23 protein-coding genes are annotated in these 24,605 nt (G+C 71.4%); 17 read left to right on the top strand and 6 right to left on the bottom strand.

Annotated elements, in window-relative coordinates:
* Positions 1-2: 2 nt before the first annotated feature.
* Positions 3-209, bottom strand: coding sequence for a DUF5988 family protein (locus AQJ67_RS34300; RefSeq protein ID WP_062723245.1), 207 nt, complete (start codon positions 207-209; stop codon positions 3-5).
* 93 nt (positions 210-302) lie between these two features.
* Here AQJ67_RS34300 and AQJ67_RS34295 point away from each other — a divergent pair, with 93 nt between their 5' ends.
* Together AQJ67_RS34295 and AQJ67_RS47130 are read left to right on the top strand one after the other, a co-directional pair.
* Entirely contained in the window at positions 303-860 is a 558-nt protein-coding gene (locus AQJ67_RS34295; RefSeq protein WP_062723244.1) for a GNAT family N-acetyltransferase, read from the top strand.
* A 257-nt stretch (positions 861-1,117) separates the two neighbouring features.
* Positions 1,118-1,258 (top strand): hypothetical protein, encoded by a 141-nt coding sequence (locus AQJ67_RS47130; RefSeq protein WP_107083653.1) that lies wholly within the window; start codon positions 1,118-1,120, stop codon positions 1,256-1,258.
* Here AQJ67_RS47130 and AQJ67_RS34290 read toward each other — a convergent pair.
* On the bottom strand, positions 1,243-2,847 hold the full coding sequence (locus tag AQJ67_RS34290; RefSeq protein WP_062723243.1) for a purple acid phosphatase family protein: 1,605 nt from the start codon (positions 2,845-2,847) through the stop codon (positions 1,243-1,245). The genes AQJ67_RS47130 and AQJ67_RS34290 overlap by 16 nt on opposite strands.
* 142 nt (positions 2,848-2,989) lie before the next feature.
* Between AQJ67_RS34290 and AQJ67_RS34285 the strand changes: the two genes are divergently transcribed.
* Both AQJ67_RS34285 and AQJ67_RS34280 read left to right on the top strand, forming a co-directional pair.
* Complete coding sequence (locus AQJ67_RS34285; RefSeq protein WP_062723242.1) at positions 2,990-4,033, top strand: 3-isopropylmalate dehydrogenase; 1,044 nt, start codon at positions 2,990-2,992, stop codon at positions 4,031-4,033.
* Between the two features lie 274 nt (positions 4,034-4,307).
* A complete protein-coding gene (locus AQJ67_RS34280) occupies positions 4,308-5,396 on the top strand; it encodes a branched-chain amino acid aminotransferase (protein ID WP_062723241.1) in 1,089 nt (362 codons plus the stop codon).
* 62 nt (positions 5,397-5,458) lie between these two features.
* Here AQJ67_RS34280 and AQJ67_RS34275 read toward each other — a convergent pair whose 3' ends face one another.
* Positions 5,459-6,895: a cytosine permease gene (locus AQJ67_RS34275; RefSeq protein WP_107123052.1), complete on the bottom strand. Its 1,437-nt coding sequence runs from the start codon at positions 6,893-6,895 to the stop codon at positions 5,459-5,461.
* A 143-nt stretch (positions 6,896-7,038) separates the two neighbouring features.
* Between AQJ67_RS34275 and ureA the strand changes: the two genes are divergently transcribed.
* The 10 genes from ureA to AQJ67_RS34225 all read left to right on the top strand — a co-directional run bounded on the left by ureA (position 7,039) and on the right by AQJ67_RS34225 (position 18,091).
* Positions 7,039-7,749 carry an urease subunit gamma gene (gene ureA, locus AQJ67_RS34270; protein ID WP_062723240.1) on the top strand — a complete coding sequence of 237 codons (711 nt, stop codon included), beginning with the start codon at positions 7,039-7,041 and terminating at the stop codon, positions 7,747-7,749.
* A complete protein-coding gene (locus AQJ67_RS34265) occupies positions 7,746-9,458 on the top strand; it encodes an urease subunit alpha (RefSeq protein WP_062723239.1) in 1,713 nt (570 codons plus the stop codon). The genes ureA and AQJ67_RS34265 overlap by 4 nt, the downstream gene beginning before the upstream one ends.
* A gap of 9 nt (positions 9,459-9,467) precedes the next feature.
* A complete protein-coding gene (locus AQJ67_RS34260) occupies positions 9,468-10,517 on the top strand; it encodes an agmatine deiminase family protein (RefSeq protein WP_062723238.1) in 1,050 nt (349 codons plus the stop codon).
* A 9-nt stretch (positions 10,518-10,526) separates the two neighbouring features.
* Complete coding sequence (locus AQJ67_RS34255) at positions 10,527-11,024, top strand: hypothetical protein (RefSeq protein WP_062723237.1); 498 nt, start codon at positions 10,527-10,529, stop codon at positions 11,022-11,024.
* The gene (locus tag AQJ67_RS34250) at positions 11,021-11,635 is read left to right on the top strand and encodes a TetR/AcrR family transcriptional regulator (RefSeq protein ID WP_062723236.1); all 615 of its coding nucleotides are present in this window, start codon (positions 11,021-11,023) and stop codon (positions 11,633-11,635) included. The genes AQJ67_RS34255 and AQJ67_RS34250 overlap by 4 nt, the downstream gene beginning before the upstream one ends.
* A 157-nt stretch (positions 11,636-11,792) precedes the next feature.
* The gene (locus tag AQJ67_RS34245) at positions 11,793-12,845 is read left to right on the top strand and encodes a TolB-like translocation protein (RefSeq protein WP_062723235.1); all 1,053 of its coding nucleotides are present in this window, start codon (positions 11,793-11,795) and stop codon (positions 12,843-12,845) included.
* Positions 12,846-12,990: 145 nt separating this feature from the next.
* The gene (locus AQJ67_RS34240) at positions 12,991-14,244 is read left to right on the top strand and encodes a TolB family protein (RefSeq protein ID WP_062723234.1); all 1,254 of its coding nucleotides are present in this window, start codon (positions 12,991-12,993) and stop codon (positions 14,242-14,244) included.
* 317 nt (positions 14,245-14,561) lie between these two features.
* Positions 14,562-16,166 carry a citramalate synthase gene (gene cimA / locus AQJ67_RS34235; RefSeq protein WP_062723233.1) on the top strand — a complete coding sequence of 535 codons (1,605 nt, stop codon included), beginning with the start codon at positions 14,562-14,564 and terminating at the stop codon, positions 16,164-16,166.
* Positions 16,167-16,231: 65 nt separating this feature from the next.
* Positions 16,232-16,666 carry a VOC family protein gene (locus AQJ67_RS34230; RefSeq protein ID WP_062723232.1) on the top strand — a complete coding sequence of 145 codons (435 nt, stop codon included), beginning with the start codon at positions 16,232-16,234 and terminating at the stop codon, positions 16,664-16,666.
* Positions 16,667-16,741: 75 nt separating this feature from the next.
* Complete coding sequence (locus AQJ67_RS34225) at positions 16,742-18,091, top strand: hypothetical protein (protein WP_062723231.1); 1,350 nt, start codon at positions 16,742-16,744, stop codon at positions 18,089-18,091.
* 114 nt (positions 18,092-18,205) lie between these two features.
* Here the strand turns inward: AQJ67_RS34225 and AQJ67_RS34220 are convergent, their stop codons facing one another.
* Positions 18,206-18,988, bottom strand: coding sequence for a serine protease (locus AQJ67_RS34220; RefSeq protein WP_062723230.1), 783 nt, complete (start codon positions 18,986-18,988; stop codon positions 18,206-18,208).
* Positions 18,989-19,214: 226 nt separating this feature from the next.
* Complete coding sequence (locus AQJ67_RS34215) at positions 19,215-20,189, bottom strand: DMT family transporter (RefSeq protein WP_079056315.1); 975 nt, start codon at positions 20,187-20,189, stop codon at positions 19,215-19,217.
* A 76-nt stretch (positions 20,190-20,265) separates the two neighbouring features.
* On the opposite strand from AQJ67_RS34215, the gene AQJ67_RS34210 reads away from it, so the two are divergent.
* Together AQJ67_RS34210 and AQJ67_RS34205 are read left to right on the top strand one after the other, a co-directional pair.
* The gene (locus tag AQJ67_RS34210) at positions 20,266-20,919 is read left to right on the top strand and encodes a TetR/AcrR family transcriptional regulator (protein ID WP_062723229.1); all 654 of its coding nucleotides are present in this window, start codon (positions 20,266-20,268) and stop codon (positions 20,917-20,919) included.
* Positions 20,920-20,956: 37 nt separating this feature from the next.
* Positions 20,957-21,508: a YdeI/OmpD-associated family protein gene (locus AQJ67_RS34205; RefSeq protein WP_062723228.1), complete on the top strand. Its 552-nt coding sequence runs from the start codon at positions 20,957-20,959 to the stop codon at positions 21,506-21,508.
* Between the two features lie 35 nt (positions 21,509-21,543).
* Here the strand turns inward: AQJ67_RS34205 and AQJ67_RS34200 are convergent, their stop codons facing one another.
* Positions 21,544-22,098 carry a YceI family protein gene (locus AQJ67_RS34200; RefSeq protein ID WP_062723227.1) on the bottom strand — a complete coding sequence of 185 codons (555 nt, stop codon included), beginning with the start codon at positions 22,096-22,098 and terminating at the stop codon, positions 21,544-21,546.
* A gap of 140 nt (positions 22,099-22,238) precedes the next feature.
* Here AQJ67_RS34200 and AQJ67_RS34195 point away from each other — a divergent pair, with 140 nt between their 5' ends.
* Positions 22,239-24,578, top strand: a complete 2,340-nt coding sequence (locus AQJ67_RS34195; RefSeq protein ID WP_062723226.1) for a polysaccharide lyase 8 family protein — start codon at positions 22,239-22,241, stop codon at positions 24,576-24,578.
* Positions 24,579-24,605 lie beyond the last annotated feature (27 nt).

Genomic DNA, 24,605 nt, shown 5'->3' with positions numbered 1-24,605 from the left:
GCCTACTCGGCGATCTCCGTCCGCTCCCACCACTCGTACACGGGCAGCGCGCCCTCGGACGTGTCCGACTGCCGCGAGGTCGGCCGGAAGTGCTCGTACCCGCCGCGGAGCTTGATCTTCACGTCCGGGCCGGGGGACGGGGCCGGGACGATCCGCTCGGGCAGGTCGTCCGGGCCGCCCTCTAGGAACACTTTCGCCGTGTCGTTCATGACCTCACCGTTCCCCTCGCGGTCACCGTCTGTCCCGTACCGCGCGGAGGATCAGCCGAGTGGGCGATCCGCCGCCGCGCGGATACTGGACGGATGACCACACCCACGGCCCCCGGCACACCCCGCACCGCGCACACTGCCGACCTCACGGCCGCCGAACTGCGCGCCGTCCGCGCCCTGTTGGACGAGGCGTTCGACGGTGACTTCTCCGACGAGGACTGGGACCACGGGCTCGGCGGCATGCACGCGCTCGTCCACGACGACGCCGGAAGGCTGGTCGCGCACGGGTCGGTGGTCATGCGCCGGGTGCGGCACCGGGAGCGGTGGCTGCGGGTCGGGTACGTCGAGGCGGTCGCCGTACGCTCCGACGCGCGCCGGGCCGGGCTCGGCGGCCGGGTGATGGCCGAGCTGGAGCGGGTGATCGACCGGGCCTACGACGCGGGGATGCTGTCCGCGAGCGGCGAGGGGGCCGCGCTGTACGCCGCCCGGGGCTGGCAGGTGTGGAGCGGGCGGGTCTGCGCGCTGGGTCCGGAGGGCGTCGTCCATCTGCCGGACGAGGAGGGCGGCACGTTCCTGCGGCCCGCGCTCGCCGGTCCGCTGGACCCGGCGTTCGAGCTGGTCTTCGACTGGCGGGACGGTGACGTGCTCTGACGGGGTCACGGGGAAAAGCGCAGGTCAGCGGTGTGTGACCTACTCCACCGTCTCAGATAGTAGGAAGTCCGAGTAATTGTGGAGACAGACGCGCTGTCCTCCCTTAGCTTTGTAGAAGCCGAACGTCTCGCTCGATCAAGCGAATGGCGGTCGTGAGCCGGGCCCCGTGCAGGCAACCCCTGCGGCACCGCTCCCCGCCCCATCCGGCGTCTCGTAACCCTTTCCGCACTCCGGAATGTCGAAGGAGTCGATTTCCCATGGCCGAGACGACCGCCCGCCGCCGAGTCCGTCACCTCTCCCGCACGAGCGAGTCCGACCGTAAGAACGCCGCCGCCGCCCTCCAGCGCGCCCTGGACCGCAGGGACAATGGGGGCGCCACGGGTCACCAGGCCGCGTGACCTCGGCGGGGCGTCGGGCGCCGCACCTCGAAGTGGTCGATGCGCTCCCCGCTCTGCGCCAGTGCCGACACCGTCAGCCGGGGCTTCGGGCCGCTCTCCGCCTTCACGGAGAGGAACGAGAAGCCCCGGTAGCGCACCCGGGACCACTCCACGCTCTCCGCCTTGGTGTCGCGTGACCTGGTCCACTTGAAGGTGGCGACCGACTCCCGTTCGGTCACCTGGCCCTCGTAGCTCTCCTCGACGCCCGTCGGGAAGCCGTACAGCTCCTTGCCGCCCCCGCCGGCGGTGACGTACACGATGCCGTCCCGGGTCGGGTCGGTGGAGGCGCCGATCGGGACCTGCCTGCCGACCTCGCCGTTCTTGATGGCGTCCGTCCGCTCGTAGACGTGGTTGTGCCCGTTGATCACCAGGTCCACCTGGTGCCGGGCGAACAGCGGCACCCACTCGGCCCGCACACCCCCGTCGGACGCGTGCGTGGACGTCGAGTACGCGCAGTGGTGGAAGTAGACGACGACGAAGTCGACGTCCTTCGCCGCCCGCAGCTCACCGAGCCGTTCGTCCAGCCACTTGGTCTGACGGCCCTCCGTGTGCCCCCGGTTGGCGGGGATCTCGTACGACACGTCGTTGGCGTCCAGCGCCACGAAGCCGACGTTGCCGTAGACGAAGGAGTACGCGCCCGGAGCCTTCCGGGGATCGAAGCCGCTCTCCGGCAGGGACCAGCGGGCCAGTTGCCCGCCGTAGCCGTCCGGCGAATACCAGGCCTCCATGTCGTGGTTGCCGGTCGTCACCATCCACGGCACCGACCTGGACACCGCTTCGGTCTGCTTCAGATAGAAGTCCCAGAAGCCGGGGTCGTAGGCGTCCGACTCCTTGCCCAGGCCCTTGACGTCGGCGTAGCAGATGTCACCGGCGTGGAGGTGGAAGGCCGGGTTCTGGCTCAGCAGGAGTTTGTCGTTGGTGGCGGCCGCCTCGCTGACGCCCTGGTCGCCGAAGGCCGTGAAGGTGAAGGCCTCCGGGGTCGCGGGCGCGGTCCGGAACTCGGCGATCGTCGAGCGGTTCTGCGGGGAGGCGGGATCGAAGCCCTCGTGGCCCACGCCGTAGTAGTACGTCGTGCCGGGCCGCAGGCCGTCCAGCGCGGCGTGCAGGTAGTACTGCTCCAGCGCCGCGCGGACGCCCCGCAGTTCGGGCGTGCGCAGATCACGGACCTCGGCCTCGATCCTGCGGCTCAGGTCGTCGGGGCGCAGGCCGACGCGGATGTACGGCTTCCGCACCGCGGCCGGCACCTGCCAGGAGACCCGCATCTGGGCCTTGGGGTCGGCGCCGAAGGCGAGATGGCGGCCGAAGGGGGCGACGGCGGAGCCCGGCACCTTGGCGAGAGAGGACGCGGCAGCCGAGGCGGAGGCCGGCGTACCGGAGGCACCCGTGCCCGGGCCCGACCCCGAGCAGCCCGTCAGCAGGCCGCCCGCCACCGCGCCGGCGGTGACCAGTGTGCGGCGCCGGGTCAGCTTCGTACGCAGGTACTCGTGCTGTTCCGCCATGGTCATGCGGCGGGCGAGCCGGGGCGGGATGCCGAAGTCGGGGAGGTCCATGAGAGGGAACTTCCCAGCGGAGGCCAACACCTGCCCTACATGCGGGTGAACGGCACTCGAAGGGCAAGAGCCTTCCCCCGTCCGGCTGTCCGTATCGCGGACATCGCGTGTCATCCCATGGGACGAGGAGTAGGGTGCCGACATGTCTCGCAGCCTCAATCTCGCAGTGATCCCCGGTGACGGCATCGGGCAGGAAGTCGTGGCCGAAGGCCTCAAGGTCCTCTCCGCCGTCCTCCCGCAGGATGTGAAGCTGGAGACCAAGGAGTACGACTTCGGCGCCAGGCGCTACCACGCCACCGGTGAGACCCTCACCGACGCGGACGTCGACGCCCTGAAGAAGCACGACGCCATCCTGCTCGGCGCGATCGGCGACCCGTCGGTCCCGTCCGGTGTCCTGGAGCGCGGCTTCCTGCTGAAGCTCCGCTTCCTCTTCGACCACCACGTCAACCTGCGTCCGTCGAAGCTCCTCCCGGGTGTCGCCACCCCGCTCGCCGGCCAGCCCGAGATCGACTTCGTCGTCGTCCGTGAGGGCACCGAGGGCCCGTACACCGGCAACGGCGGCACCATCCGCAAGGGCACCGAGCACGAGGTCGCCACCGAGGTCTCCGTGAACACGGCCTTCGGTGTCGAGCGCGTCGTCCGTGACGCCTTCGCCCGCGCCCAGGCCCGCCCGCGCAAGAAGCTCACGCTGGTCCACAAGAACAACGTGCTGGCCTTCGCGGGTCACCTGTGGACGAACGTCTTCAACAAGGTGGCCGAGGAGTTCCCCGAGGTCACCACCGACTACATCCACGTCGACGCGGCGACCATCTACCTGGTCACCGACCCCGGTCGCTTCGACGTCATCGTCACCGACAACCTCTTCGGCGACATCATCACCGACCTCGCCGCGGCCGTCTCCGGCGGCATCGGCGTCGCCGCGAGCGGGAACATCAACCCCTCCGGCGAGTTCCCCTCGATGTTCGAGCCGGTCCACGGTTCCGCGCCCGACATCGCCGGCCAGGGCAAGGCCGACCCCACCGCCACGGTGCTGTCCGTCGCCCTGCTCCTGCGCCACCTCGGCTACGACGCCGAGGCCGCCCGCATCGACGAGGCGGTCTCCGCCGACCTCGGCGAGCGCACCGGCAAGCCCGCCCGCTCGACGTCGGAGATCGGCGACGCGCTGGCCGTACGAGTAGCCGGCTGACCCCGCCGCCACTCGAACACCCTTCGAAGCCGCCGGGTCACTGAAGCACCCGGCGGCTTCCCCATGTCCGCCGTCGGGTGACACCATCAACCCCTGGGTCGCGAATCACTCCGGATCACGCCGATCAGGCCGATTTCTTCCACGGCTCCCGCTTGCGATAATCGAACGCGGAGCCGCGGAACGACGGAATGCTCGGACGTCCTAGCACTGGCCACTGGCAGTACTGGCGTGAGCACGGCCCGCCACAATCAAAACCGGTGAAGGACATCTACTCATGACGACGCCCACGATCGAGCTCAAGCCCTCCGCCAGCCCGCTCTCCGCCGCCGAGCGCGAGGCGATACTGGCCAACCCGGGGTTCGGACGCCACTTCACCGACCACATGGTGACGATCAAGTGGACCGAGGGCCGCGGCTGGCACGATGGCGAGCTCGTGCCGTACGCGCCGCTCTCCCTCGACCCGGCCACCATGGTCCTGCACTACGCGCAGGAGATCTTCGAGGGTCTGAAGGCCTACCGCCAGCCCGACGGGTCCGTCGCCTCCTTCCGCCCGGAGAAGAACGCCAAGCGCTTCCAGGCGTCGGCCCGCCGGCTCGGCATGCCGGAGCTGCCGGTCGAGACGTTCATCGAGGCCTGCGACGCGCTGGTGAGCCAGGACGAGGCGTGGGTCCCGGCACACGGCGGCGAGGAGTCCCTCTACCTGCGTCCGTTCATGTTCGCCACCGAGGTCGGGCTGGGCGTGAAGCCCGCCAGCGAGTATCTCTTCATCGTCATCGCCTCCCCGGCCGGCGCGTACTTCCCGGGCGGCGTCAAGCCGGTCTCCATCTGGGTCTCCGAGGACCACGTCCGCGCCGTGCCCGGCGGCATGGGCGACGCCAAGACCGGCGGCAACTACGCCGCGTCCCTGCTCGCCCAGGCCGAGGCCGCCGCCGAGGGCTGCGCCCAGGTCTGCTACCTGGACGCGGTCGAGCGCAAGTGGGTCGAGGAACTCGGCGGCATGAACCTGTACTTCGTGTACGGCGACAGGATCGTCACCCCGTCCCTCACCGGCTCCATCCTGGAAGGCGTCACCCGCGACTCCCTCCTCGCCGTCGCCCGTGACCTCGGCTACGAGGCCGAGGAGGGCCGCGTCTCCGTCGACCAGTGGCAGCGCGACTCGGAGAACGGCACCCTCACCGAGGTCTTCGCCTGCGGCACCGCCGCGGTCATCACCCCCGTCGGCACCGTCAAGCGCACGGGCGCGCAGTGGCGGCAGGGCGACGGCGAGCCCGGCGAGGTCACGCTGAAGCTGCGCCGGGCTCTGCTCGACATCCAGCGGGGCACTGCCGTGGATCAGCACGGGTGGATGCACAAGCTGGGCTGATCTGTGCTCGGGGTCGAGGTCGAGGTCGCTGGGGGCTGCCGCCCCCAGACCCCCGCTTCGGCCTAAACGGCCTCGTCCTCAAACGCCGGACGGGCTGTCATTCCCGGGCTCGGCTGGGGCTGAGTCCGGGGTTCCAGCAGCGTGTAGGCAACGCCCCCCACCAGCCCCGACAACAGGAAGCTGCAGTCCACCCCGCCGGTCAGCCCCAGCAGCGGCCCCTCGTACGACGGGAGGGAGACGGCCAGCAGGCCGACCGTCGCGCCCGCCGCCCAGGCCGCGGTCGCGGGGATGTTCCAGCCGCCCCGGAACCAGTAGATCCCGCCCCGCGCACGGCGGTTGAAGACCTGGAGGGCCTCCGCGTCGTACACGCCTCGGCAGCGGGCGAAGCCGATCAGGGTGATGACCGCCCACGGGGTGCCGATCGCCGTCAGCAGCAGTACGAAGGACGTCATGGCGTCCTGGGCGCTGGAGGCGTAGTGGCCGACGAAGACGCAGGCGGTCGCGACGACGGCGACACAGTAGGTGGCCCGGGCACGCGAGGCGCGCGGGAGGATGGCGTCCAGGTCGAGGCCCATGGAGTAGAGCATCAGACCGGCGTTGCCGACGGAGCCGGCCGAGGCGGCCAGCAGGAGCGGGACCAGGTACCAGGTGGGCGAGGCGGAGACCAGCGGTCCGGCGTAGTCGAGGGCCGCCCGGGCCGCGTACGCCGTGAAGGTGCCGAACAGCTGGGGGACCAGCAGGCCCAGGAGCAGGCCGAGCCAGGTCGCGTGCAGCACCCGGCGTGAGGTGTGGCGGGCCGGGGAGATGTAGCGGGTGTAGTCGCCGAGCAGGGTGATGAAGGCGATCGGTCCGGACAGGCCCGCGGCCACCGTCGCCAGCAGCCACGTCGGCCAGAACCCGCCCAGCAGATAGCCGCCCGCCTCGGGCAGCGCGGTGGTCGAGAAGTGCGGGGCGTAGGCGACGACGCCGAGGACCAGCAGGGCCGTCATGCCGATCGCGAGGACGCGGGACAGGGCGAGCAGCACCCGGTAGCCGTACACCGCGCCCGCGACGGTCGCCGCCGCCAGCAGCCCGTAGACCACGCCGTACGACACGCCGCTCGCCGGCAGCTCGAAGAGCCGGCCCAGTACGCCGACCATCACGTCGCCGCCGATCCACACGGTCAGGGCCGTGTAGCCGAGGGCGAGCAGGAGGCCGACGACCGAGCCCACGAGCCTGCCGCGTACGCCGAACTGGGCGCCGGAGGAGGTGGAGAGGTTCGTCGCCGTGCGCAGGGAGATCAGCGCGAGCGGGGCGGTCAGGGCCGTGCCGACCACCGTGCCGGCCACGATCGAGCTCACCGAGGCCCACCAGCCCAGGCCGAACGACGGCGGCAGCCAGCCGAAGACGATCACTCCGAGGCAGAGGTTCGAGCCCAGCAGGATCGAGACGAGGTCCCGGGGACCGCTGGTGCGTTCCTCGTCGGGGATGGTGTCGACTCCGCGCTGTTCCATCGGCATGGCAGGTCTCCTTCGATCGGCCGCCAGAGTTAGAGCGACGTTCAATATCGAGAATCCGTGGTGTCGAGTCAACACTTCGTTGCACTGGATTTCGTGTTTAGAGTGATGCTCTAATGCGGGAGAGGCAAGGAGGTGCCCGCGTCATGAGACTCACCCCCACGGAACGTGACCGGCTGCTGCTCTTCGGAGCCGCCGAGCTGGCCCGGGCGCGCAGAGCCCGCGGGCTCAGGCTGAACGTGCCGGAGGCGACCGCGCTGATCGCGGACACCGTGTGCGAGGCGGCCCGAGACGGGGCCCGGCTGGCGGAGGCCATCGAGCGCGCCCGCTCCGTGCTCGGCCCGGACGACGTGCTGCCGGGTGTCGCGGACGTCGTCACCGAGGTCCATGTCGAGGCCGTCTTCGACGACGGCTCGCGGCTCGCGGTCGTGTCCGATCCCCTCGGGGCCGGGCTCGGGGCGCAGGCGCCCGGCGCGCTGCTGCCGGGGCCCGAGCACGCCGACCCGGAGCCGGTCGTCCGGCTGACGGTCACCAACACCGCCACCGTGCCCGTCTCCGTGACCTCCCACTTCCACTTCTTCGAGGCCAACCCGCGGCTCGACTTCGACCGCGCGGCCGCCTACGGCATGCGGCTCGCCGTGCCCGCAGGCTCCTCGGAGCGGTTCGGGCCGGGGGAGAGCGCCGAGGTCGGGCTCGTGCCGATCGGGGGCGAGCGGATCGCGATCGGGTTCGCGGGGCTCGTCGACGGGGCGCTGGACGCGCCCGGCGCCCGCGCGGAGGCACTGCGCCGCGCCGCCGCCTGCGGCTACCTCGGCGTCACGCGAACACCCGACCAGGAACAGGAGGCCGAGCGATGAGCCGTCCCGGAGGCCACCCCGCCGAGGCCCGCCGCCTCACCCCGTACGAGTACGCCGCCACCCACGGCCCCCGCGCCGGCGACCGGGTCCGCCTCGGCGACTCCGGGCTGACGATCCGCGTCGAGTCGGACTCCCAGCGGTACGGCGACGAGTTCCTCGCCGGGTTCGGCAAGACCGCCCGGGACGGACTGCACCTCAAGGCCGCCGCCGTCCGCGAGACCTGTGACGTCGTCATCAGCAACGTCGTCGTGATCGACGCGGCGCTCGGCATCCGGAAGGTCTCCATCGGGATCAGGGAGGGCCGGATCTGCTCGATCGGGCGGGCCGGGAACCCCGACACCCTGGACGAGGTCGACGTCGTGGTCGGCACGGGTACGTCCATCGTGTCCGGCGAGGGGCTCATCGCCACCGCCGGAGCCGTCGACACCCATGTGCACCTGCTGTCGCCGCGCGTCATGGAGGCCTCGCTCGCGTCCGGCGTGACCACGATCATCGGGCAGGAGTTCGGGCCCGTGTGGGGCGTCGGCGTCAACTCGCCGTGGGCCCTCAGGCACGCCTTCAACGCCTTCGACGCCTGGCCGGTCAACATCGGCTTCCTGGGCCGCGGTTCGTCGTCGTCGTCCGCGCCCCTGGTCGAGGCGCTCGCCGAGGGCGGTGCCTCGGGGTTCAAGGTGCACGAGGACATGGGCGCCCACACGCGCGCGCTGGACACGGCACTTCGCGTCGCCGAGGAACACGACGTCCAAGTCGCCCTGCACAGCGACGGGTTGAACGAATGCCTGTCGGTCGAGGACACCCTCCGGGTGCTGGAGGGCCGCACCATCCACGCCTTCCACATCGAGGGCTGCGGCGGCGGACACGTCCCGAACGTCCTGAAGATGGCCGGCGTCCCGAACGTCATCGGTTCCTCCACCAACCCCACCCTGCCCTTCGGCCGGGACGCGGTCGCCGAGCACTACGGCATGATCGTCTCCGTCCACGACCTCAAGACCGACCTGCCGGGCGACGCCGCCATGGCCCGCGACCGCATCCGCGCCGGGACCATGGGCGCCGAGGACGTGCTGCACGACCTGGGCGCGATCGGCATCACCTCGTCGGACGCGCAGGGCATGGGCCGGGCCGGCGAGACGGTCCGCCGTACGTTCGCGATGGCCGGGAAGATGAAGGCCGAGTTCGGCGCCCCGGACGACGGCCACGACAACGAGCGCGTCCTGCGCTACATGGCCAAGCTGACCATCAACCCCGCCATCGCCCACGGACTCGCCCACGAGGTCGGCTCGATCGAGGTCGGCAAGCTCGCCGACATCGTGCTGTGGCGGCCGGAGTACTTCGGCGCCAAGCCGCAGCTGGTGCTGAAGTCGGGCTTCCCCGCGTACGGCGTGGTCGGCGACCCCAACGCCGCGACCGACACCTGCGAACCCCTCGTCCTGGGACCGCAGTTCGGGGCGTACGGGGCCACACCCGCCGACATCTCGGTCGCCTTCGTCGCCCAGGCCGCCGTCGACCAGGGGGGCGACTCCATGCCCACGCGCAGGAGGCGGGTCGCCGTCCGGGGCACCCGGGGCATCGGACCGGCCGACCTGCGCCTGAACTCCCGTACCGGAGCCGTCGACGTCGACCAGCGCACCGGTCTGGTCACCCTCGACGGCGAGCCGCTGCGCTCCGAGCCGGCCGACTCCGTCTCCCTCAACCGCCTCTACTTCCTCTAAGGATCACTCATGTCCGCAGCCGCCGACGGCTTCCGCATGCCCGCCGAGTGGGCCCCGCACGAACGCACCTGGATGGCCTGGCCGGGCCCCAACGCGACCTTCGACGACCCGCAGGACCTGGCCGACGCCCGCGCGGCCTGGGCGTCGGTCGCCCGTGCGGTGCGCCGCTTCGAGCCGGTGACGGTGGTGTGCGGACCCGGGCAGTCGGCCGAGGCCCGCGCGCTGCTGGGCGACGGCGTCGAGACGGTCGAGCGGGACCTCGACGACGCGTGGATGCGGGACATCGGCCCGACCTTCCTGACCGACGGAAAGGGCGGACTCGCCGCCGTCGACTGGACGTTCAACGGCTGGGGCGCCCAGGACTGGGCCCGCTGGGAGCACGACGCGAAGATCGCCGCGTACGTCTCCGACCTCGCGGGCTCGACGAAGACGTACGCCTCGAAGCTCGTCAACGAGGGCGGTGCGATCCATGTGGACGGCGACGGGACGGTCCTGCTGACGGAGACGGTCCAGCTCGGTCCCGAGCGCAATCCGCACTGGACGCGGGAGGAGGTCGAGGCCGAGATCCACGGCATGCTCGGCACCCGCAAGGCGATCTGGCTGCCGCGCGGTCTGACCGGCGACTATCCGCCGTACGGCTTCGGCACCCTCGGCCATGTCGACATCGTCGCCGCGTTCGCCCGTCCCGGCGTGGTCGTCGCCCATGTGCAGCCGGACCCCGCGCACCCCGACCACGAGCTGACCAAGGAGGTCGTAGGGCTGCTGCGGGCGCAGACGGACGCGCGGGGCCGCAGCCTGGAGGTCGTCGAGGTCCCGGCGCCCACCGTCCTGGAGGCGGAGGGCCACTGGGCCGACTACTCCTACATCAACCACTACCTCTGCAACGGCGGCGTCGTCCTGTGCGGCTTCGACGACCCGCGTGACGAGATCGCCGCCGGCATCTTCCGCCGGCTGTTCCCGGACCGCACGGTGACGCTCGTCGACGCGCGGACGGTCTTCGCGGGCGGGGGCGGCATCCACTGCATCACCCAGCAGCAGCCGAGGACGGTCGTCAGGTAGAACGTACGGGTGAACGTACGACTGCTCTGCACGGCCTGCGGCCGCCGTCTCAGCGAACCGCTGCGCCCGCTGCCCGAGCTGCCCGCACGTCCCGAGCACGACGGGCGGATCAAACCCGACGGCTCGCGGCACGCCCCGTCCACCGTGCCGCGCGGCGCCTACGCGGTGGACCCCGAGCCGTCCGGGGCGCCCTTCGTCGCGCACCCGGACCCGGAGTGGGCGGGCGCGGCGATCCCGGGGGTCAGCATGTCGGACCCCGAGGGCGACGGGTTCCTGATGTCGGCCGGACCCCGGAACACGCTGGTGGTCCACCACGAGGACACCGTCGGCTTCCTGGCGCCCAACCCCGCCCTGGAGGAGATCGGCTGCTGCGGCCCGCCCGGACTGGAGGGGCCGAACTGGGTGTGCCCGGGGTGCGGGGCACCGGTGGCAACGTTGTTCGCCGACTGCTCCGGCCCGTTCGAGACGCACTTCCTGCCCGACGTCGTGCGGGTGACCGCCGTATGACCACCCCGGGAGCCCGCCGCCGTACCCCCGCCCCACCCCGCGAGGACGTCCTCGCCGCCGCCATGGAGATGATCGCCGAGCGCGGCCTGGAGAAGCTGACCATGGCCGCGCTCGGCCGTGAGGTCGGCATGAGCAGCGGCCATCTCCTCTACTACTTCCACTCCAAGGACGAGTTGCTGCTGCGCACCCTGGAGTGGAGCGAGGGCCGGCTCGGCGCCGAGCGCGGACGGCTGCTGACCCGGGCGTCCGCCTCGGTACGCGAACGGGTCGAGGCGTACGTCGACCTGTACGTTCCCGAGGGCCACCGCGACCCGCACTGGACGCTGTGGCTGGAGGTCTGGAACCGCTCGCAGAACGCCGACGACGACGCCCGTGACCGGCAGGCCGCGATCGAGGGCGCCTGGCATCGCGACCTGGTGGCGCTGGTCGCCGAGGGCATGTCGCGCGGGGAGTTCCGGGCGGTCGACCCGGACCGTTTCGCGGCCCGGCTGCGGGCGCTGCTCGACGGGTTCTCCATCCATGTGGCGATCGGCCTGCGCGGCACGGACCGGGCACAAGTTCTCGGCCACGTAAGGGAGTTCCTCCACGACAGCCTCCTCGCGGACTCCTGAGCTCACGTCCAGGTTGTACGTAATACGTCGGATTGACCCTGTCACGCGTGGTGCGTTTGCCTCGATGGGAGCCCTCGGCAGCGAGTCAGGCGAAGAGGAGAAGAGGAGAAGAGGAGGGGGCCGGGGGAAAGCGTCCACGGGGACCACAGGGGGGAACATGACCAGAGTCGCACGTGTGTCCGGAGGCTCCTTGGCGGCGGCGCTGCTGCTCGCGCTCACCGGCACGATCGCGTCCGCCGCGCCGCCCGCACCGCACGTCGAGCGGGTCAGCACCGCCGCCGACGGCACCCAGGGCGACGGTGCCTCCAACGCCGCCCACACCACGCCGAACGGCCGTTTCGTATCGTTCCGTTCCTCGGCGACCAACCTCGTGCCCGAGGGCATCACCCACCCGGGCACCTACTCCTACATACGCGACCTGAGAACCGGCCACACCACCAAGATCGAGGCCGCGCTCAGCACACCCCGCCTCAGCGCCGACGGCCGCTGGGCCACGTACACCGACTGGGGCGTCCGCAAGATGAACGTCTTCCTGACGGACCTGAGCACGGGTACGCGGATCCGGGCCGGCGGCGACGCCCAGGACAGCGCGTCCGCCCCGGACATCAGCGCGGACGGCCGCTACGTCGTCTACACCTGGTCCGGACACCCGCAGTACCCGAACCGCATCGACCTCTACGACCGGGTCACCGGCACCCGCGAGACCGTCAGCGCCGGACCGCAGGACGACGAGAGCCGGGACATGGACGACGCGTCGATCAGCGGCGACGGCCGCTATGTCGCCTACGAGGACGAGGGCAGCGGGGACGTGTGGGTGGCCGACCGCACGACCGGCACCCGGACCGAGGCCGACGACGGCACGTTCTCGACCGTGGTCCAGCTGAGCGCCGACGGCCGTGTCCTGGCGATGGACTCGGCGGACGGTTCCTACGTACGGGACCTGCGCACCGGCCGTGTCCAGTACTTCCCCGGCGCCGAGGCGCGGGCCGTCAGCCCCGACGGGCGCCGGATCCTCCTGCAGGACACCCAGTCGAACCTGTGGCTGCGCAACCTCCACGGCGGACGCCAGGTCCTCGTCGGACACGGCAGCGCCGTCGACGGATCGCTCTCCGACAGGGGCCGCACGGTCGTCTACTCCTCGCCGGACACGGACATCGTCCCCGGTGACACGAACGGCGTGGACGACGTCTTCCTGCGGACCGTTTCATGACAGCGGCCGGCCACAGGGGAACCAACATCCTGCCGGGCCGCGTTGCCGACGACGCCGACGTCTGCGTACGACAGTTGCGGTGAATGGGAACATCGGGCAAGCACTACGAACCACGGGGGAAATCGTGTTCAGAACCATGCGCGGAATGTCCGTCGCCGTCCTCGCCGGGGCGATGGTCGCCCTGACGGCCACCTCGGCCGCACCGGCACCGCCGCCGAGCACCGAGCGGGTCACGCTCTCGGCGACGGGCGAACAGGGAGACGGCGACTCGTACGGCCCGCGGTTCAGCGCGGACGGCCGGTTCGCGGCTTTCACGGCCTACGCGACCAACCTGGTGCCGGGCGACACCAACGGCCACGCGGACGTCTTCGTGCGCGACCTGCGCAAGGGGACGGTGGAACGGGTCAGCGTGGCGTCGGACGGCACACCGGCCGACCAGCCCGCCACGCTGGCCGCCATCAGCGCGGACGGCCGCTACGTCCTGTTCCGCTCCAACGCCCGCAACCTGGTCCACTGGGACCAGCCGCCCACGAACGACGCGGCCGAGGACATCTACCTGCACGACCGCCGCACCGGAAAGACGGAGCGGATCAGCGTCGCCCACGACGGCGGCTCGGCCTTCGCGGCGGGCGCCCACATGTCCGCGGACGCCCGCCACATCGTCTTCAACGCCAAGGCAGACCGCATGGAGCCCGGCGCCCGCGACCTCTTCGGCGCCGTGTACGCCTTCGACCGGCGCACCGGCGCCACGCAGCGGATCAGTAACGGCGACCGCCCGACCAACCCCGCGCTCCTGGAGGACATCAGCGCCGACGGCCGCTACGTGGCGTACACCCAGCTGGTGCCGCGCAGCGGGGAAGGCGTCACCTGGGTACACGACCGCCGCACCGGCACCGAGGAACAGGTCAACGTCAAGGCGGACGGCACGCCGGCCCGGCGCTACGCGATGCCCGTCTCCCTGTCGGCGGACGGCAGGACGGTCGCGTTCAAGTACGTCGGCGACGACCTGCTCCCGGACGACGCCCCCGGCGACGGCACCGACCTCTACGTCCGCGACCTGCGCTCGGACGTGACCCGGCGCATCGCCCCCGGCCCCGACGGGGAACGCCTGCCGGACAACCCGCTGCTCAGCCCGGACGGCCGCCACCTGGCCTACGAGGCGGAACCGCGGCTGGCCGACGGACAGTACGGGCCGGACAACGTCTACCTCCGCGACCTGCGCACCGGCGCGACCCGTCTGATCAGCGCCTCCGTCACCGGCGGCCCGGTCACCGACGAGTACGTGACGCTCTACGAGGTGGGCACCGGCGGACGGATCGGCCTCGGCAGCCGCTCCGCCCAACTGGTCCCGGACGACACCAACGGGCACTACGACGGATTCGTCCACCGCCGGCGGTGATCAACGCAGTGCTCGCATCCTGAGACGGACGGTGAGCCCGGGGGCGGTGTGTGCCAGACTTCCCCCGTGCTCTCGTTCGCCATGATTATTGGCAGCAGGCGCGCCGGTCCGCAGTGACCGCCACGTACGACCAGGTACGGGCGGACACCGTCGTCCTCGACCCGCGCGCAGACCTCTCGCACCCGCGAGGGGTTTTTCGCTTTTCTGGCCCACCTTCAGCCGGGAGTAAAGCGCGAGGGATCATTGGGGACGGTGGAGCCGGTCATTCCGGTAACGACCGTGATCCGACGGGATCCAACAGCAGGAGCCTTGACACCATGACCGCAACCAGCGAGCTCGACGATTCGTTCCACGTGTTCGACACCACCCTGCGCGACGGCGCGCAGCGGGAGGGCATCAACCTCACCGTCGCGGACAAGCTGGCCATCGCCCGGCACCTGGACGAGTTCGGCGTGGGCTTCATCGAGGGCGGCTGGCCCGGTGCCAACCCGAGGGACACCGAGTTCTTCGCGCGCGCCCAGCAGGAGATCGACTTCCGGCACGCCCAGCTGGTCGCCTTCGGCTCCACGCGCCGCGCAGGCGCCAAGGCCTCCGAAGACCCCCAGGTCAAGGCGCTCCTGGAGTCCGGCGCCCCGGTGATCACGCTGGTCGCGAAGTCCCACGACCGGCACGTCGAACTGGCCCTGCGCACCACCCTCGACGAGAACCTGGCCATGATCCAGGACACGGTCGCCTACCTGTGCTCCCAGGGCCGCCGGGTCTTCGTCGACTGCGAGCACTTCTTCGACGGCTACCGCGCCAACCCCGAGTACGCGAAGTCGGTGGTCCGCACGGCGTCCCAGGCCGGCGCGGACGTCGTCATCCTCTGCGACACCAACGGCGGCATGCTCCCCGCCCAGGTCCAGGCGGTCGTGGCGACCGTCCTCGTGGACACGGGCGCCCGCCTCGGCATCCACGCCCAGGACGACACCGGCTGCGCGGTCGCCAACACCCTCGCCGCCGTCGACGCGGGCGCGACCCACGTCCAGTGCACGGCCAACGGCTACGGCGAGCGCGTGGGCAACGCCAACCTCTTCCCGGTGGTCGCGGCCCTGGAGCTGAAGTACGGCAAGAAGGTCCTCCCCGACGGCCGCCTCCGCGAGATGACCCGCATCAGCCACGCCATCGCCGAGGTCGTCAACCTCACCCCCTCCACCCACCAGCCCTACGTCGGCGTATCGGCCTTCGCCCACAAGGCCGGCCTGCACGCCTCCGCGATCAAGGTCGACCCGGACCTGTACCAGCACATCGACCCCGAACGGGTCGGCAACACCATGCGCATGCTGGTCTCCGACATGGCGGGCCGCGCCTCCATCGAGCTCAAGGGCAAGGAACTCGGCATCGACCTGGGCGGCGACCGCGAGCTGGTCGGCCGGGTCGTCGAGCGCGTCAAGGAACGCGAACTCAAGGGCTACACCTACGAGGCGGCCGACGCGAGCTTCGAGCTGCTGCTGCGGGCGGAGGTGGAGGGCAAGCCCCTCAAGTACTTCGACGTCGAGTCCTGGCGCGCCATCGTCGAGGACCGTCCCGACGGCACCCACGCCAACGAGGCCACCGTCAAGCTCTTCGCCAAGGGCGAGCGCATCGTCGCCACGGCCGAGGGCAACGGTCCCGTCAACGCCCTCGACCGCGCCCTGCGCGTCGCCCTCGAGAAGATCTACCCCCAGCTCGCCCAGCTCGACCTCGTCGACTACAAGGTCCGCATCCTGGAGGGCGTCCACGGCACCCAGTCCACGACCCGGGTCCTGATCTCGACGTCGGACGGCTCGGGGGAGTGGTCGACGGTCGGCGTCGCGGAGAACGTGATCGCTGCTTCGTGGCAGGCCCTGGAGGACGCGTACACCTACGGGCTGCTGCGAGCCGGCGTCGAGCCGGCCGAGTAGGCACGCGTAGACCGAACGGACCTCGCCGCCGCCTCCGGGCCTGTCGTCCACGGCACAGTGGAGCCATGGACGACAAGGACACGGACTCCCGACACTTCCTCGCCCGGGGGCAGGTGGCGACCCGCCTGCCCGCCCACGATTTGGAGCGGGCCCGGCGCTTCTACTCCGAGAAACTGGGTCTCGAACCGGCCGACGAACGTCCGGGCGGGCTGCTGTACCGCTGTGGCGGCACGGAGTTCGCCGTGTACCGGTCGACCGGGTCCTCTCCCGGCACCTTCACGCAGATGGGCTGGCAGGTCGAGGACGTCGAGGCGGTGGTGGCGGAACTCAGGCGGCGCGGGGTGCGGTTCGAGGAGGTCGACGTCCCCGGCTTCCACACCACGAACGGCATCGCCGACATCGAGGGCCACTACCCGACCAAGGGCTTCAGGGGCGAACGGGCCGCCTGGTTCCACGACAGCGAGGGCAACCTGCTGGGCATCGGCGAGCCGTACGTCTGAGCCGGGGCCGGTGACCAGAGGATTCCGGCCACCGGGGCCGCCGCCTTTTCCCGGTCCATCAGGTAGCGTCGAAGTATGAGGACTCCGCTCTTCCGGGGTCTCATGCGTCTGCTGATCGTGCCGGTCGCCGCGACGGTCGCGGTGCTCACGGCCGGCGCGCCTGGCGCACATGCGGCCACGGACCTCTCGAAGGTCGCCGAGGCGCTGCGTGAGGAACCCGTGTATGTGGACCCCGCCGCCTCCGACCAGCTGTCGTCGGCCGACGCCGAAGCGCTCGCCGACAAGATCAAGGATGCCGACAAACCCGTGTTCGTCGCCGTCCTCCCGGCCGACCAGCCGACCGAGAACCTCCTGCTGAACCTCCGTACGGAGACCGGGGTCACGGGCCTGTACGGCGTCCGCGTCGACGATCGCTTCGACGCCGCGGCCGACGCCTCCGTGATGTCCCGGCAGGCGGTGGACAACCTGGTCGCCTCGGTGCAGAGCGCCGGCGACCCCAAGGCCCAGCTGAACGACTTCGTCGACGCGGCGCTGCGCAACGTGGGCGGCGCCGCACCCGCGAGCTGGAGCGACGGCGCGGGCGGCTCCGGCGTGGACGTCAGCGGACTGATCGCGGCCGGGGCCGTGCTGGTGGCGGGCGGCGCGGGCGCCTACGCGCTGGTGAAGCGCAACCGGCGCCGCCGCGACGAGGAGCGGCAGGCGGCGCTGGAGAAGCTGCGGGTCGTGGTCGACGAGGACATCACCGCCTTCGGCGAGGAACTGGACCGCCTGGACTTCCACCCGGGCGCGCGCGAGGCCGACGACGCGATGCGCGAGGACTACGAGCACGCCCTGGACGCCTACGACCAGGCGAAACGGCTTATGGACGCCGCGCGCCGACCGGAGGAGGTCAAGGCCGTCACCCAGGCCCTGGCGGACGGCCGTTTCGCCCTCGCCCAGCTGGCCGCCCGACGGGAGGGCCGGCCCCTTCCCGAGCGCCGCCCGCCGTGCTTCTTCGACCCCCGGCACGGCACCGCGGTGGCCGACGAGACCTGGACGCCGCCCGGCGGCAGCCCCCGCGAGGTGCCGGTCTGCGCGGCCGACCGCACCCGGCTGTCCGAGGGCCGCGACCCCGTGATCCGCGAGGTCGACACGGAGTACGGCCGCCGCCCGTACTGGGACGCCGGCCCGGCCTACGGCCCCTGGGCGGGCGGCTACTTCGGCGGCGGCATCCTCCCCGGCCTCCTCATCGGCACGATGCTGGGCAGCGTGATGGCCGGCCCCGCCTACGCGGCCGACTACGGCGCGGGCTACGGCTACGGCTACGGCGGTTACGAGGGCGGCGACGTGTCCGGGGCGGACTTCGACGCCGGGGACTTCGGGGGCGGGTTCGGCGGCGGGGGCGACTTCGGTGGCGGAGGAGGCTTCGACGGCGGGGGGTTCTGACCCCCGCGTCGGGCCCGCAGGGTGCCCGGGGTCCCCGGGGTGCCCGAGGACGGCACACGGCGCGGGCCCGGCGTCCTGGGACACCGGGCCCGCGGCTGCGCGACAGCGGTCAGGTCACAGAGAGGACGCGGCCGACGCGATGGCGGAGGCGAACGTCGAGACCTCGGTGTAGACACCGGGCGCGTTCGGCCGGGCGCAGCCTATGCCCCAGCTGACGATGCCGACCTGGATCCAGGCGTTGCTCGCGTCCCGGCGGAACATCGGGCCGCCGGAGTCACCCTGGCAGGTGTCCACGCCGCCGGACGGGAGGCCGGCGCAGATCTCCTCGCTCGCGATGAGGCCGCTGTAGCCGCTGTAGGAACGGCACTGGGCGTCGCTGACGAACGGCACGTTGGCCTTCAGCATGTACCGCTGCTGGCCGCCGCCCTCGGTGGCCGCGCCCCAGCCGGCGACGGTGAAGGTGCCGGTGTTGTACTGCGTCGTGGTGGCGATCTTCAGCGTCGGCAGGTTGATCGGCTGGGCCAGCTTGATGAGCGCCCAGTCCTTGCCGGTGCCGTTGTAGCCGGGGGCCCGGTACACGTACGTGGAGCGGACCTGGACCCGGCCGCTGGTGGACTGGAGGTCCACGACGCCCGCGGTGGCCGTGATGCTGGTGTTGGCGCCGGTCGAGCCCACACAGTGCGCGGCGGTGAGCACGATCTGCTGGGTGTACAGCGCGCCGCCACAGCCCATGGAGAGCCGGACCATGAACGGGAACTCACCCTGCGTGGCACGGGTTCCGCCGACGACACGGGAATCCGCGGCGTGCGCGGCCGAGACAGGCTGAAGGCTGACGATCGCCAGAGCGGCGGCGGAGAGGGCCGCGCATCTCTTGAGCGCGGTGAGGAGCTTCTTCAACGTGATGCCTTCCGTGGGGGGTTGGACATACGAACGTGGAGAGCGCTGAGATGTCAGGGGCATGTCATGCAGGGGATCCAGGGGAGCGGGGTAACGGAAGCCCCTACTTATGGCATGCGCCGGTCAAAATCTGTTGCTGGCCATTGTGGATCCTGTGAGCCTCCGGACAAGGGCCCAAATCCGGCCAGGCGCTTCAGGACACCGGCCGTGCGGGCCCGGGTCCTGTCTACGGCCGGGTGTCGCAGGGCTCTGCGTCCCGGTGGCGACGTACGCCACGGCCGCGAGCCGTTCCGCCCCCGCGCGCACCCCTGCCGTGCCCGCCCCCGCCCCCGCGCTCGCGACGCACGATGACCACCGCGGCCAGCCCGACGCCCAGGCCCAGCGCCGTCTGCACGCCGAACGGCTCGCCGAACATGAGCGCGCCCCAGACCGCCGTGACCGGAGCCATCAGGAACATCAGCGCGTTGACCTCGGTGACTCCGGAGCGGCGCAGGATGATCCAGTACAGCCCGTACCCGCCGAAGGTGGACAGAGCGACGAGCCAGCTGATCGCGACCCAGAAGCCGGGCTCGGCGGGCGGCGCGGCCGCTCCCGTGCCCACGGCGAGCGCGGTGAACAGCACGGCGCTGGTGGCGCAGTGGACGGTCATCGCCACCCCGGGCGCGACCGGCGCGGGGGAGCGGCTCTCCAGGAACGTGGCCGCCACCAGCGACAGCATGCCGAGGAACGGCACGAGATAGGCCCACGGGGTCACACCGGTCGCGGCCGCGGCGTCGGCCAGCGTGACGATCGCGACGCCGCTCACCCCCAGGCACAGCCCGAGCCACTGCCGACCTGAGACGTACTGCCGCAGCAGCGGCCCCGCCAGCGCGCCGGCGACGAGCGGCTGGACCCCGTCGATCAGGGCCGTGGTGCCGCTGGAGACCCCGAGCTGGATGGCGTAGTACACGGTGAGCAGATAGCCGCTCTGCGACAGCACCCCGATCGCGGCCTGCCGCGCGGCGTCGCGCGCCGTGAAGCCCCGCCAGGACGCGCGCCCCACCGTGGCGGCGACGACGACCAGGACCGCGGCGAGCGGCAGGAACCGCCACATCAGGACCGTGACCGCCGCCGCGCTCCCCGCCCCGAGCTTGGCCCCGATGAACCCGGAGCTCCAGCACAGGACGAAGGCGATCGAGAGCAGAGCGTTCGCCGGTACCACGGGGGATCACCCACCACTAGACAGATCGGTATACCTGGCTCCGGAGTCCACTATACAGACCGGTATACTTTTGAGCATGGGAAGCGGTGAGAGCAGTAGCACGGGCGGCGCGGAGCAGCCGCGGCGCGTCACGCTGACGCCCGCCGCGCGGCGCGTCCTGGAAGCCGCCGAGCGGCTGTTCTACGAGCGGGGCATCCACGCCGTCGGAGTGGACCTCATCGCCGCGGAGGCAGGGGTCACCAAGAAGACGCTCTACGACCGCTTCGGCTCCAAGGAGCAGATCGTCGTGGAGTACCTGGCGGGCCGCGACGAACGCTGGCGGACCTTCCTCGCGCAGTACGTCGACGACCACCACGACGCGGCACACGCGACGCCCCGGGCCCGCGTCCTGGCCGTGTTCGACGCCGCACGGGCCTGGTCGGCGGAGCAGGCCTCCAAGGGGTGCAGCATGGTCAACGCGCACGCCGAGATCAGCGACCCCGCCCACCCCGCCCACGCGGTCATCACGGGCCAGAAGGAGTGGATGCTGGCCCAGTTCACGGGCCTCGCCCAGGACCTCGCCTCGGATGCGCCGAACGGCGGGCTCGACGCGGACTGCCTGGGCCGTACGCTCATGCTCCTGCACGAGGGAGCCCTCGTCGCCCACGGCCTGAAGATCTTCCCGGACCCCTTGGTGCTCGCCCGCGAACAGGCCGAAGCTCTCCTCAAGTCCTACGGGACGGCCATATAGGACGGAATCCGACCTCTTTCCCGCCTACCGTGCTCGTATGGACCCTCTCGCCTTCGAGTCCGCCCCCGCCCTCGACGCCTGGCTGACCGACCACCCCGCCCCCCACCCCGGCCTGTGGCTCAAGGTCGCCAAGAAGGGCTCCGGCGTCCCCTCCGTCAGCGCCGCCGAGATCAACGACGTGGCCCTGTGCCACGGCTGGATCACCGGACAGCGCAAGGGGATCGACGCGTCGTACTACGCACAGCGGATCACCCCGCGCCGGCCCGGCAGCCTCTGGTCGATGGTCAATGTGCGGCGGGTGGCGGAACTGACCGCCGAGGGCCGGATGCGCCCCTCCGGTCTCGCCGAAGCGGACGCGGCCAAGGCCGACGGGCGCTGGGAGGCGGCGTACGAGTCGCAGAGCAACGCGCGGGTCCCGGCCGAGCTGACCGCGGCTCTGGAGGAGAACCCCGAGGCCAAGGCGGTGTTCGAGCGGCTGGGCCGCACCGACCGCTACCAGGTCATGCTCGGCCTGCTCCAGGCCCGGACCCCGCGCGGCCGGGAGGCCCAAGTCGCGGCGATTCTGCGGGAGTTGGCGAAGCGCCGGTGAGCCGTTCGCTCACCGGCGCCCCCTGTGCGCAAGCGTCAGGCGTTCCGGATCGCCGAGATGTCGAAGTTCAGCTTGATCTTGTCGGAGATCAGCACGCCACCCGTCTCCAGCGCCGCGTTCCAGGTCAGACCCCACTCGGAGCGCTTGATCTCCGCCTTGCCCTCGAAGCCGACGCGCTCGTTGCCGAAGGGGTCCTTCGCGGCGCCGTTGAACTCGAGGTCGATGGTGAGCGGCTTGGTGGTGCCGAGGATCGTCAGGTCGCCGGTGATGCGGTAGTCGTCGTCGCCGAGGGCCTCGGCGGAGGTCGAGCGGAAGGTCATCGTCGGGAACTCGTCGATCTTGAAGAAGTCCGCGCTCTTCAGATGGCCGTCACGGTCGGCGGAGCCGGTGTCGATGCTGTCCATCTTGACGTCGATGGACGCCGTGGACGCGGTCGGGTCGCCGCCGTCCAGGTGCAGCGAGCCGCTGAAGTCGAGGAACTTGCCCTTGACGTTGGTGACCATGGCGTGGCGGACGGTGAAGCCGATCGTGGAGTGGGCGGTGTCGATGGTGTAGTCGCCGGTCAGCGCGGTCAGGTCGGCGTTCGTCATGACGTGCTCCTTCGAGAGGACCGATGATGTTGAATCTTTAACTACATCAACGCGACCGACCGTAGACCTATTCCGTTCAGGATTCAACATCATCCGCAAAGTGTTGGCGTGATTACGGTGAGGTGGTAGATGCCCATGACATGACCTCTCAGCGCACAGGGCTCACGAGACCCACCCGCCGAGCCGTCCTGCTCGCGGCGGCGCTCCTGGCCACCACCGCCCCCGCCGCCCCCGCCGCCCGCGCGGCCGCGGCCGACGCCTACGACACCCTCCGCCTCCGCTGGCTCGACATCGCCCTCGGCACCGGCTACGACCCCGCCGCCGAGCCGTACGCCGCCCGCCTCGCCGAGACCGGCACCCTCGCCCGCGGTTTCCGGGCCACCATGAGCCCCACCCCCACCTCCCTCTGGCCCGGCCACCCCTACGACCCGCCCGCCGGCATCACCCAGAGCTACGGCCGCCTGTGGACGATGACCCAGGCCTACGTCCAGCGGGGCACCGGCTCCACCGCGGACCCGGCCCTCCTCGCCGACGTCCTGCGCGGCCTGGACCACCTCTCCGCCACGGTCTACAACCCCGCCACCACCCGCTACGGCAACTGGTGGGAATGGCAGATCGGCAGCCCGCGCCCGCTGATGGACAGCACGGCCGCCCTGTACGACCACCTCACCGAGGAGCAGGTCGCCGCCGCCTGCGCGGCCGTCGACCACTTCGTCCCGGACGCGATGCTCACCGACTACTCCGGCACCTCCACCGGCGCCAACCGCGTCGACCTCTGCCGCAGCGTCGCCCTGCGCGGCATCCTCGGCCGCGCCCCCGCGAAGATCGCGCTCGCCCGCGACGCGCTCTCCCCGGTCTTCCCGTACGTCACCGAGGGCGACGGCCTCTACGCCGACGGCTCCTTCGTCCAGCACACCTGGGTCGCCTACTCCGGCACCTACGGCCAGGTCCTCCTCGACGGCCTCGGCCGCCTCTTCGCCCTGCTCGCCGGATCCGAGTGGGAGGTGACCGACCCGAACCGGCAGATCGTCCTCGACAGCGTCGAACGTGCCTACGCGCCCCTCATCCACGACGGGTTGATGATGGACAGCGTCAACGGCCGTGCCATCAGCCGGGGTTACCTCAAGAGCGACGACCGCCATGTCATGCGCAGCGACCACTTCCACGGCCAGGGCGTCATCGCCGCCATGGCCCTGCTCGCGGGCGGCGCGAGCGCGGCGGAACGCGAGCGCTGGTACGGCCGTGTCAAGGGATGGATCGAACGGGACACGGTCACCCCGATACTGACGGCCCCTCAGTTCGGCGTCGCCGATCTCGCGCGCCTGCACGCCGTCGCCCAGTCGCCGGTCCCGGCCGCCCCCGAACCAGCCGGCCACCATCTCTTCGCCGCCATGGACCGAGCCGTCCACCGCCGCCCGCGCTTCGTGGCGAACCTCGCCATGGCCAGCGACCGCATCGCCCACTACGAGTGCGGCAACGGAGAGAACCCGCGCGGCTGGCACACCGGCGCCGGAATGCTCTCCTGGTGGGCGGAGGGCCTGGGCGACCAGTACACCGACTGGTACTGGCCGACCGTCGACTGGTACCGCCTCCCGGGTACGACCGTCTCCACGCTCCGCCTGCCCGACAAGGCGGGCGGCGAATGGGGCGAGCCCAAACCCGACGTGCGCTGGGTCGGCGGCACGACCGACGGCGAGTACGCGGCGATCGGACAGCACCTGAAGGGCCTCGCGTCGACGCTCGAAGCCCGCAAGTCGTGGTTCTGCGTCGACGACGCCGTGATCTGCCTCGGCGCCGGGATCAGTTGCGCCGACGGCGTCCCCGTCGAGACCGTCGTCGACAACCGGAACCTGGGGGAGGGCGGCACCCAGGCCCTCGTACGCGGCGCGGGCTGGGCGCACCTGGAGGGCCACGGCGGCTGGGTCGTGCCGTACGGCGATCTGCGCACCCTGCGCGAGGACCGCACCGGCGCCTGGGCCGACATCAACACCACCAGCACGACGGAGACCCGCACCCGGCGCTGGCAGACCCTCTGGCTGGACCACGGCACCGACCCGGCCGACGCCACCTACGTCTACCTGCTCATGCCCGGCGCCGGCCGCCGAGCGGTCGCCGTCCGGGCCGCGCAGGGCCGCCGCTGGCTGTCGGTCCTGGCCAACGACCGCACCTGCCAGGCGGTGCGCGTCCCCACCCTGGGCCTCACGGCCGCCAACTTCTGGCAGCCGGGCACGGCCGGCCCGCTCACCGCGTCCGCCGGGGCGAGTGCGCTGCTCCGCCACCGGGGCCGTACCGCTACGCTCTGCGTCAGCGAGCCGCCGCGCACGGGCGAGCCGCTGGAGATCACCTGGGACCACCCCGTACGCGGCGTTCTGCGCGCGGACGACACGGTCGAGATCCTCTCGACGGGCCGCCGACTGCGCCTCCGTGTCACTCCGGGGATGGTATGTGCCACCCACCGATGTGAGGTGCTTCTCGGCTGACGCCTTTGTACGACCCCCACAACGCGG

Source organism: Streptomyces caeruleatus, assembly GCF_001514235.1.
Classification (GTDB): Bacteria; Actinomycetota; Actinomycetes; order Streptomycetales; family Streptomycetaceae; genus Streptomyces; species Streptomyces caeruleatus.
The sequence above is the reverse complement of the archived record's forward strand: the minus strand, read 5'-3'. Positions and strand labels throughout refer to the sequence as shown.

What these genes read in the sequence shown, in the direction of transcription:
- AQJ67_RS34300 (WP_062723245.1), bottom strand. Translation starts at nt 209, where the DNA reads ATGAACGACACGGCGAAAGTGTTCCTAGAGGGCGGCCCGGACGACCTG.
- AQJ67_RS34295 (WP_062723244.1), top strand. Translation starts at nt 303, where the DNA reads ATGACCACACCCACGGCCCCCGGCACACCCCGCACCGCGCACACTGCC.
- AQJ67_RS47130 (WP_107083653.1), top strand. Translation starts at nt 1,118, where the DNA reads ATGGCCGAGACGACCGCCCGCCGCCGAGTCCGTCACCTCTCCCGCACG.
- AQJ67_RS34290 (WP_062723243.1), bottom strand. Translation starts at nt 2,847, where the DNA reads ATGGACCTCCCCGACTTCGGCATCCCGCCCCGGCTCGCCCGCCGCATG.
- AQJ67_RS34285 (WP_062723242.1), top strand. Translation starts at nt 2,990, where the DNA reads ATGTCTCGCAGCCTCAATCTCGCAGTGATCCCCGGTGACGGCATCGGG.
- AQJ67_RS34280 (WP_062723241.1), top strand. Translation starts at nt 4,308, where the DNA reads ATGACGACGCCCACGATCGAGCTCAAGCCCTCCGCCAGCCCGCTCTCC.
- AQJ67_RS34275 (WP_107123052.1), bottom strand. Translation starts at nt 6,895, where the DNA reads ATGCCGATGGAACAGCGCGGAGTCGACACCATCCCCGACGAGGAACGC.
- ureA (WP_062723240.1), top strand. Translation starts at nt 7,039, where the DNA reads ATGAGACTCACCCCCACGGAACGTGACCGGCTGCTGCTCTTCGGAGCC.
- AQJ67_RS34265 (WP_062723239.1), top strand. Translation starts at nt 7,746, where the DNA reads ATGAGCCGTCCCGGAGGCCACCCCGCCGAGGCCCGCCGCCTCACCCCG.
- AQJ67_RS34260 (WP_062723238.1), top strand. Translation starts at nt 9,468, where the DNA reads ATGTCCGCAGCCGCCGACGGCTTCCGCATGCCCGCCGAGTGGGCCCCG.
- AQJ67_RS34250 (WP_062723236.1), top strand. Translation starts at nt 11,021, where the DNA reads ATGACCACCCCGGGAGCCCGCCGCCGTACCCCCGCCCCACCCCGCGAG.
- AQJ67_RS34245 (WP_062723235.1), top strand. Translation starts at nt 11,793, where the DNA reads ATGACCAGAGTCGCACGTGTGTCCGGAGGCTCCTTGGCGGCGGCGCTG.
- AQJ67_RS34240 (WP_062723234.1), top strand. Translation starts at nt 12,991, where the DNA reads ATGTCCGTCGCCGTCCTCGCCGGGGCGATGGTCGCCCTGACGGCCACC.
- cimA (WP_062723233.1), top strand. Translation starts at nt 14,562, where the DNA reads ATGACCGCAACCAGCGAGCTCGACGATTCGTTCCACGTGTTCGACACC.
- AQJ67_RS34230 (WP_062723232.1), top strand. Translation starts at nt 16,232, where the DNA reads ATGGACGACAAGGACACGGACTCCCGACACTTCCTCGCCCGGGGGCAG.
- AQJ67_RS34225 (WP_062723231.1), top strand. Translation starts at nt 16,742, where the DNA reads ATGAGGACTCCGCTCTTCCGGGGTCTCATGCGTCTGCTGATCGTGCCG.
- AQJ67_RS34210 (WP_062723229.1), top strand. Translation starts at nt 20,266, where the DNA reads ATGGGAAGCGGTGAGAGCAGTAGCACGGGCGGCGCGGAGCAGCCGCGG.
- AQJ67_RS34205 (WP_062723228.1), top strand. Translation starts at nt 20,957, where the DNA reads ATGGACCCTCTCGCCTTCGAGTCCGCCCCCGCCCTCGACGCCTGGCTG.
- AQJ67_RS34200 (WP_062723227.1), bottom strand. Translation starts at nt 22,098, where the DNA reads ATGACGAACGCCGACCTGACCGCGCTGACCGGCGACTACACCATCGAC.
- AQJ67_RS34195 (WP_062723226.1), top strand. Translation starts at nt 22,239, where the DNA reads ATGACCTCTCAGCGCACAGGGCTCACGAGACCCACCCGCCGAGCCGTC.